This window comes from Chamaesiphon sp. GL140_3_metabinner_50 (assembly GCF_025361915.1).
Classification (GTDB): Bacteria; Cyanobacteriota; Cyanobacteriia; order Cyanobacteriales; family Chamaesiphonaceae; genus Chamaesiphon.
In genome coordinates this window covers 1-8,084 of the sequence record NZ_JANYJC010000130.1, presented here as the reverse complement: position 1 = coordinate 8,084, position 8,084 = coordinate 1, and the positions used below count along the sequence as shown (strand labels likewise).

The window sequence follows — 8,084 nt, the reverse complement described above, 5'->3', positions numbered from 1 at the left end:
TCTCGCCCCCAGTCACGGAAAGATTCAATAATTTTCTTTAATTTAGTATCGTTGGTTAAGACGGCACCACCTTCACCCATAGTTATGTGATGAGCGGGATAAAAACTTAGAGTCGCAATGTGTCCGAATGTACCTGTTTTTCTGCCTTGATAGATACTGCCCAAAGCGTCGCAATTATCTTCAATTACCCAAAGATTATGTCGATCGGCAAACTCCATTACTTCATCTAAGTTAAATGGATTGCCGAGGGTATGGGCAATCATAATTGCCTTAGTTTTGGGAGATAGCGCAGCTTCTAACTGCGTGACATCGATATCGTAAGTAGGTAATTTAATATCGACAAATACTGGAATTAATTGATTCTGAAAAATAGGATTGACCGTAGTGGGGAAACCAGCCGCTACAGTAATCACTTCATCCCCAGGCTGTAACCTACGATCGCCCAACAAAGAAGAAGTTAAAGCACTCAAAGCCACTAGGTTGGCAGAAGAACCAGAATTAACGAGCGCGCAATGTTTAACACCAATCCAGTCGGCTAATTTTCGCTCGAATTCGGCAGCAAATCTACCTGTAGTCAACCAAAAATCTAGAGAAGAATCTACCAGATATTGCAGTTCGGTGGCATCGAATACTTTGCCGGATACCGGAACTGCTGAAGATCCAGGCGTAAATTCTTTGTGAGGAAATGCTTCCTGATGATATTCGGCGACGAGTGCTAATATTTGCGATCGTAATTCTGATTTTCTATCCACTTTAATTTGCTTCCGCTAGAAATTTAAAATATTTATAATGAGGAAATCGCTTAGTTATGGACGACTTGTTGAATAGCAAGATCGGTCAAAGATAATTGCTCGATCGTGGCATAATCAACGAATGAGCCAGATGTTTCTGCTAACTTATGTCTTTGCGAGTCTAAGAAATTCTCATACCAAATAATCGTTTGTTCTAATCCGCGATCGAGTGTAAAGTCAGGCGACCAATTTAAAATTTCTTTAGCTTTAGTAGCATCGAGAAATTGATGTTGAATTTCGTTGCTGGCTTGATTCTGAACGATCGGAATTAATTCCGATCCCATCATCTCGACAATTTGAGAGACTAAATCTAGAACTGTAACTTGTGTCTCGTTAGAAAAGTTAAAAGCTTGTCCGTACAAACTCGAATTATTGGCTAATTGCTCGGCGAGTAATGTATATGCCGCCGCACCATCTTCGCAATAAATATAGTCGCGGATATAACTACCGTCCGATCGAATTACTGGAGCTTCGCCTTGTAAGATCGATCGAATGGTACCGGGAATAATTCGATTCCAATTTAAGTCACCGCCACCGTAGAAGTTACCGCAACGGGTAATGGCGACGGGTAATTTATAAGTATGTCCGTAAGCTTGCGCGATTAAGTCGGCACAAGATTTACTGACATCGTAGGGGTGCAAACCTTTGAGGGGGGTAGTTTCCACATAGGGAAGCGTATCGCAGTCGCCGTAAGCTTTATCTGATGATGCCATCACGATTTGCTTGACACTCGGACTATGCCGACAGGCTTCGAGCATTTGCCACGTACCCGCGATATTAGTCTCAAAAGTCGAAATTGGGTTCCGATTGGCAATACCCACGATTGTCTGGGCTGCTAGGTGCATTACCGTATCGATTTCGTATTCGCCTAACACCCGTTCGAGGAAGACTCGATCGCCTACATCGCCGCGCACTACTTTAACTCGATCGATCGATCCAGAGCGAATTAGTTCCGATTGCGGGACTGTATCGCGCACGACGCAGACGACATCTGCACCCAAGCGTAACAACCGTTTTACCAACCAACCACCGAGCAACCCGGTTGCACCAGTGACTAATGTCGGTCGATTGTCCCAAAAATTATTACTTTGACTCATAACCCATCCATTTGCATAAGATTGCAACCCACATGTTTAGTATTCCCAAACTTTCCAGGGAGGATTGCCACTTTGCCAAAAACTTTCGAGATGGTATTTATCGCGGAGGGTATCCATACATTGCCAAAAATCGTAGTGACGATAAGCCGCTAGCTGTCCGTCAGCCGCTAACCGTTCTAATAACTCGACTTCTAACCCCGCGCTGTCGTTGTTTAAATACTTAAAAACTTGAGGTTCCATAATCAGGAAGCCGCCATTAATCCAGCCTTCACCAGCTTGCGGCTTTTCGGTGAAGTTAGCGACTAAATCGCCTTCGATGACTAATCCCCCAAATCTGGCTGGCGGACGCACCGCACTGACTGTCACCCATTTACCGTGCGATTTGTGAAATTCTAGCAATCGCTGAAGATCGATATTACTTACGCCATCGCCATAGGTAATCGCGAATGTTTCGTCACCCAAATAGGGTTCTAGGCGTTTGAGTCGTCCGCCAGTATTCGTCTGTACTCCCGTATCGATCAAGTGCAGTTTCCAGTCTTCACATTCTTTGGCTTGGGGTTGAACTAATCCAGTGGCTAAATCTAGCGTCATACTCCCATTCAGGGTGTAGTAGTCCATAAAATAGCGTTTGATGTATTCGCCTTTATAACCTAGTGCGACAAAAAACTCTTGGAATCCATAGTGGGCATAGTGTTTCATGATATGCCACAAGATCGGACGACCGCCAATTTCGACCATTGGTTTGGGGCGAATTTCAGTTTCTTCAGTCAGACGCGTACCTAAACCACCTGCTAAGAGGACGACTTTCATAGACAAAGTTGAGGGGTAATGAATAAACCCTTTACCAGCAACTACTTAGACTTAGATGGTTGAGTTGGTTGCGTTGGCTCGGTTGGTTTTAGAGTACCCACTTTTTTACTGTCTGCAATCTGTTTATCAATTACAGCTAAAAATTCTTTGTACTGCGGATCTTTGGGGTTGAGCTTGACAAGTTGTGCGAGTGCATCTCTGGTACCAGCTACATCGCCTCGCTGCATCCGAATTTCTACCAATCCGCGCAGTGCTGTTTGATTGTTTGGCTCGCGTTGTAAAACTGTGGCAAAACCTTTCTCTTCGGCTTGAAGTTGGGCACTCTGAGATTGGATGGTATTTTCGGTGGCTGTCGGTCGATCGATCGAACTGCCGATTAAGCTACTCAATCCCATGACGCTCGAAGCCAGAAAAGCCCCTCCAGAGGCAAGTACAATAATTTTGGTCAATTTACTTTTTTCCATGTTTGGCATTACTCCTAATGGTTAAATCTATGGCTTTGGGGTCTGAGTCAGACTAAAGCTATTTCTTTAAGTTACCAACTTTCGGCAATTAACTATCATGTTCGATCGAAGTTAGGGGAATAGGGAATAGGGAATAGGGAATAGGGACTAGGGGATAGGGGATAGGGAATAGCACGATCGGTTTTTCACTTTTATTAGGAGGTTTAATTTAATGTCAGTATCGATACCGGGTTCTGGTTGGGATAAATTTAGAGCAAAATTAGCTTGGGTATCGCCAGCACTATGTGTTCAGCTTGGAGGTATTTTGGGTACATTTGCTACTATTATCTATCTCCAAACGCCGCAATTAACCGCCCTCAAGCAGCAGGGTAAAAACCTGAGTAAGGCAGCTCTTCAACAAGAAGAAGCTAAAGCTAAAGCCCAACTTTCGATCTCGAAGCAATTACCAACATTTGGATTTAAGAATCTAGTGGCGGATTGGCATTTTATCAACTTTATCCAATATTTTGGGGATAATGAGGTGCGTCAAAAAGCTGGGTATGCATCGGCGATGGAATATTTTGATGCAATTCTCGATCGCGACCCCCGATTCTTCGATGCTTATTTTTATCTCTCGAATACTGGTTCGATTTATGCTGGGCAACCAGAAAGATCGGTCGCTCTGATGAATCGCGGCTTGAAATCTCTATCGCCAAAGGTGCCCGATCGCAGTTATTTTATTTGGCGACTCAAGGCAGTAGATGAGCTACTATTTCTAGGTAATGCGTCTGAAGCTCGCAATTCGATGCAAAATGCGGCTAACTGGGCTAGACAGTATGACACTGAAGAAGGTCAGAATGTCGCTCGACTTTCCCAAAATACTGCCAATTATCTGGCGCGCAACCCCAATAGCAAACAGGCTCAATTCGATGCTTGGAATATGGTATTAAAGGCTGCCATCGATGATTTTGCGATTAAACGCGCGATCGTCGGCATCCGAGGAACTGGTGGTAAGGTTACAATGAGTCCGACTGGAGAATTTAAAGTCGAAGCCCCGGTTAAAGATTAGTGAATAGTGGATAGTGGATAGTGAATAGTGAATAGTGAGTAGTGGATAGTATTAATTTATGCGTTGTTTCTGCGAACGTGGCGATTAATATAATCTAGCGATCGCTAAAACCAACCATAATTTCTACCAACAGCCAAGAGCAGTAGCTTTCCTCAATTGTCGAATCATCATTATGTTCGAGCGACTTTCTCACCGCCGCTCCAAGCTCCCCTATCCCCCATCCGCCGCTACATGGATTTACTAGAATACCAAGCTAAAGAATTGTTCCGAGAAGTCGGCATCCCAGTGTTACCATCGCAGAGGATCGATCGACCGACCGATCTCAAAGCGTTGCGGATTCCGTATCCGATCGTTTTAAAATCGCAGGTAAGCGTCGGCAATCGGGGTAGAGCTGGCGGAATTAGATTTGTCGAAAATACCATTGATGCGATCGCCGCAGCACGCACGATCTTTAATTTACCGATTTTGGGCGAGTATCCACAGGTACTATTAGCCGAGGCAAAGTACAACACTAGCCAGGAATTTTATCTGGCGATCGTCATCGACAGGCTAGCCTGTCGCCCAGTATTACTTGGTTCCACTGATGGCGGCATGAATATTAATGCCATTCTCAATCAAATTCAGCAGGTAGTTGTCTATGAAGAGTTTTCTTCTTTTTATGCGCGGCGATTGGCACTAAAAATGGGATTACATGGCGATCTGATGCTGGCTGTCAGCGAGATTATCGAGAAAATGTATGCCTTAATGCGCGCTCAAGATTTAGACTTAGTAGAGATTAATCCGTTAGGTATCGATCGCAATGGTGCAGTTATGGCATTAGATGGCAAAATTAGTGTCAACCATTATGCTGTCGGCAGACACCCTAACCTCAAACCGTGGCAGGTTGTCGATGTCGCCCGCAATCGATTAGGGACATTATCGCCGTTATTTACGAATATCGGGAATATCAGTATCCTCTGTAGCGGCAATGGATTGGCTCTAGCCATGCTCGACGGTATCGCTCAAGGGGGGGGTCAAGTCGCTCAGTGTATTGTCGTCGATCCGGCTTGTCGGGAAGACATCCAAATTGCACTCGATCGCATCAGCACAAATTCTAGACGCGAACGTTCGCCTTCTACACCCGATGTCGATGTTTTATTAGTTAATTTTGTCGGCAGTGAAATCGATAGTTGCCAACAAGTCATGCAATATTTCCCCCGCTACTCGAATCTGACGACAATCTGGCGAGTGCTAGAACACGATCGCGACAGGCTAGCAGGGCTATTACCATTATCAATCAAACTCGTGACTAATTTCGATCGCGCGATTTCCCAAACCTTAGTAATTGCCAAGCAGTAATTTAGGTATTAGGTATTAGGTATTAGGCTTTAGGCTTTGGGTTTTAGGCTTTAGGCTTTAGGGAAGAAGGGGTAAAGGACAAAGGTATTTCTTACTTCTTACTTCTTACTTCTTACTTCTTACTTCTTACTTCTTACTTCTTACTTCTTACTCCTTACTTCTTACTCCCATCCCCCATCTCCCAAATCCCATGACGATCGATCTCCAACTAGATAGCCGTGTTTTAATTCAAGGAGTGGATAATCCACTAGCTTTGGCTGCGATCGGTCGGATGCAAACTTATGGTACTAAAATTGTAGGGATTGTCAGCGCGGGACAAGGGGGAGGAACGCTCGGCGATCTGCCGATGTTCGATTTGGTAGAAGAGGCACAATTGATGTTAGGGCCGATTGAGACTAGTTTAATTTTTGTGTCTGCTTACCAGGTACTCGATGCCGCTCTCGAAGCCATTGCCGCAGGTATTCCCCAAATTATAATTATTACCAGAGGCTTGCCCCCACTCGATATGATTCGCTTGCTACGACAGGCAAGTATTAGCAAGACATTAATTCTCGGTTCTGGTAGTGCGGGAATTATCATTCCCGATCGATTGTTGCTGGGTATCTATCAACCGCAGCTATTTAGTCCTGGTAAAGTCGCCATTATCAGCCGCAATCAGAGCTTAACCGCCGAAATTGCCAGCGAATTAAATCAAGCCAATTTAGGTCAATCGATCGTCATCCATATCGGTAGCGATCCGCTCGTTGGCTCTTCCTGTCGCCTCTGGCTAGAATGGCTTCAGTCAGACCCTTTTACCGAATCGATCGTGCTTGTCGGCGATATTTGCTGGGATTCCGAAGCTGCTACGGCGGCTTATCTACTGGCACAACAGGGCAAACCTGTCGTCGCTTACCTAGCCGGAATTCATGCCAGCACCCCTCACCCGCTGACTGATGCCGCGATCGTCCTCAGTCATACGCTCTCTAAACCGATTCACAATGCCGATACAATCCAACAACGGATCGAAACTTACAAACGCGCTAAAATTCCCGTCGCCAAAAAAATCGGTCAAATTCCCAGCTTGCTCAAGAAATTAGGGAGTAAGGGGTAATTGTTACTTAGATTCAGGATGAGTATCGAGGCAATCATCGCCACCCATGAGATTAATTTTGCCCAACATTTGATACAAGCGACCGAAATCACGACGATCGAATTTGAATACCAGTCGGGGCAGATCGGCAGTTACATCATCTAATTCTTGAGCCAGCGCGGTAGTTTGAACGATCTCACCACTGGCTACTAAATCTCCAAACTCGCGATTGAGCAAATCTAGATCGCGATCGCAAATAGGTACTTTTAACCGAATCGTAAATAGATCGCCCACATAACGACTGGAATGATAAACCCGATAAAAATTCCGAATCAGTTCTGCGGCTACCCGGACATCATCGGTCATCGTATATAAGCTAAAATCCGTCGCACTAATTAACCCAGTTGCTGCTAAATTCTTGCGTAAATAACTATCCCAATCGCGCCAGTACGTACCGCCAGGTCGATCGACTAGTACTAGCGGTACGGGGCCATATCGTCCGGTTTGGCACAGCGTCAGCGTCTCTAGAGCCTCATCTTGGGTACCAAATCCGCCTGGAAACAACACGACGGCATCACTCTCTCGCAAGAAAAATAACTTGCGTGTGAAAAAATATTTAAACGCGATCGATTTGGGATCTCCCGATATATATTTATTTGCCCCTTGCTCGAAGGGCAGCTCGATATTTAAGCCAAAGGAGTTTTCGGCACCCGCTCCGGCATTTGCCGCTGCCATAATCCCACCACCGCCGCCAGTAATTGTCATAAATCCTTGCTGGGCAATTAGCTGTGCGAAATCCTGCGCCAGTCGATATTCTGGGGTTGTATCGCTAATGCGTGCGGAGCCGAAGACTGCAACTTTGCGAATATGCCGATATGGATTAAAGGTTTCAAAGGCACGTTCCATATCCTCGATCGAGGCACTCAGAATCTTCCAGTCTAATCTATCGATCTCTGTCTCAGACAGCCTTAAAATCGTTTCTAAAGCCCGTTGAATCAATTTACCATTCTGCATAGTCGGTAAGCGATCGATCGTGTCTGAGAGGTCGATTTTGAGGTTAGATAGCTCATCCATAAGTTGGGAGATGGGGGAATTGAGTAAGAAGTAAGCAGTAAGAAGTAAGGAGTAATATTACCTGCAAAGCCTAAAGCCTAACACCAAAAACCTAACACCTAATGAAAAGCGTCTCCAGCTAAAGTTAGCTAAAGACGCTCTCCAATCGAGCAAGTATCTGGACTGAAGACCTGTTCTTAAAATTGGGATTTTTCTGGTTGAGGAAGCTTGAGATCGATCGAGAGATTCGACCTGCCGAAAATTCTCAACTATTTATCGATCGCACATTCCATCCATGTTGTCGTCGCGGATGGATTTTTTTTAGAGATATTTCTCTACGGTATTAGACAGAGTTGCTTTAGGGACTGCTCCGACAACTGTATCGACTTTTTGACCGCCTTTGAAAATCATTAG

8 protein-coding genes and 1 pseudogene are annotated in these 8,084 nt (G+C 44.9%); 3 read left to right on the top strand and 6 right to left on the bottom strand.

The genetic code is table 11. The annotated features are described in order from the left end of the window. The 4 genes from rfbH to Q0R35_RS07005 form a co-directional block, all read right to left on the bottom strand. The coding region (gene rfbH / locus Q0R35_RS07020) for a lipopolysaccharide biosynthesis protein RfbH (RefSeq protein WP_295615381.1) at positions 1–752 on the bottom strand (752 nt) is incomplete at its 3' end. Between the two features lie 50 nt (positions 753–802). Further along, positions 803–1,888, bottom strand: a complete 1,086-nt coding sequence (locus tag Q0R35_RS07015) for a GDP-mannose 4,6-dehydratase (protein WP_295615380.1) — start codon at positions 1,886–1,888, stop codon at positions 803–805. A gap of 36 nt (positions 1,889–1,924) precedes the next feature. Continuing rightward, positions 1,925–2,698 (bottom strand): glucose-1-phosphate cytidylyltransferase, encoded by a 774-nt coding sequence (rfbF, locus tag Q0R35_RS07010; RefSeq protein WP_295615379.1) that lies wholly within the window; start codon positions 2,696–2,698, stop codon positions 1,925–1,927. A 41-nt stretch (positions 2,699–2,739) separates the two neighbouring features. Further along, positions 2,740–3,162 (bottom strand): tetratricopeptide repeat protein, encoded by a 423-nt coding sequence (locus Q0R35_RS07005; RefSeq protein WP_295615377.1) that lies wholly within the window; start codon positions 3,160–3,162, stop codon positions 2,740–2,742. Positions 3,163–3,373: 211 nt separating this feature from the next. On the opposite strand from Q0R35_RS07005, the gene Q0R35_RS07000 reads away from it, so the two are divergent. The 3 genes from Q0R35_RS07000 (at position 3,374) to Q0R35_RS06990 (ending at position 6,638) form a co-directional block, all read left to right on the top strand. Next, complete coding sequence (locus Q0R35_RS07000; RefSeq protein WP_295615376.1) at positions 3,374–4,210, top strand: hypothetical protein; 837 nt, start codon at positions 3,374–3,376, stop codon at positions 4,208–4,210. Positions 4,211–4,441: 231 nt separating this feature from the next. Further along, positions 4,442–5,548 carry an ATP-grasp domain-containing protein gene (locus Q0R35_RS06995; RefSeq protein WP_366944837.1) on the top strand — a complete coding sequence of 369 codons (1,107 nt, stop codon included), beginning with the start codon at positions 4,442–4,444 and terminating at the stop codon, positions 5,546–5,548. Positions 5,549–5,738: 190 nt separating this feature from the next. Further along, positions 5,739–6,638, top strand: a complete 900-nt coding sequence (locus Q0R35_RS06990) for a CoA-binding protein (protein ID WP_295615374.1) — start codon at positions 5,739–5,741, stop codon at positions 6,636–6,638. 3 nt (positions 6,639–6,641) lie between these two features. Here the strand turns inward: Q0R35_RS06990 and Q0R35_RS06985 are convergent, their stop codons facing one another. Together Q0R35_RS06985 and Q0R35_RS06980 are read right to left on the bottom strand one after the other, a co-directional pair. After that, on the bottom strand, positions 6,642–7,691 hold the full coding sequence (locus tag Q0R35_RS06985) for an LOG family protein (RefSeq protein ID WP_295615373.1): 1,050 nt from the start codon (positions 7,689–7,691) through the stop codon (positions 6,642–6,644). A 300-nt stretch (positions 7,692–7,991) separates the two neighbouring features. Beyond that, positions 7,992–8,084: pseudogene (locus tag Q0R35_RS06980) on the bottom strand (thiol reductase thioredoxin); the annotation flags it as partial.

What these genes read in the sequence shown, in the direction of transcription:
- Q0R35_RS06995 (WP_366944837.1), top strand. Translation starts at nt 4,442, where the DNA reads ATGGATTTACTAGAATACCAAGCTAAAGAATTGTTCCGAGAAGTCGGC.
- Q0R35_RS07005 (WP_295615377.1), bottom strand. Translation starts at nt 3,162, where the DNA reads ATGGAAAAAAGTAAATTGACCAAAATTATTGTACTTGCCTCTGGAGGG.
- rfbF (WP_295615379.1), bottom strand. Translation starts at nt 2,698, where the DNA reads ATGAAAGTCGTCCTCTTAGCAGGTGGTTTAGGTACGCGTCTGACTGAA.
- Q0R35_RS07000 (WP_295615376.1), top strand. Translation starts at nt 3,374, where the DNA reads ATGTCAGTATCGATACCGGGTTCTGGTTGGGATAAATTTAGAGCAAAA.
- Q0R35_RS06985 (WP_295615373.1), bottom strand. Translation starts at nt 7,691, where the DNA reads ATGGATGAGCTATCTAACCTCAAAATCGACCTCTCAGACACGATCGAT.
- Q0R35_RS06990 (WP_295615374.1), top strand. Translation starts at nt 5,739, where the DNA reads ATGACGATCGATCTCCAACTAGATAGCCGTGTTTTAATTCAAGGAGTG.
- Q0R35_RS07015 (WP_295615380.1), bottom strand. Translation starts at nt 1,888, where the DNA reads ATGAGTCAAAGTAATAATTTTTGGGACAATCGACCGACATTAGTCACT.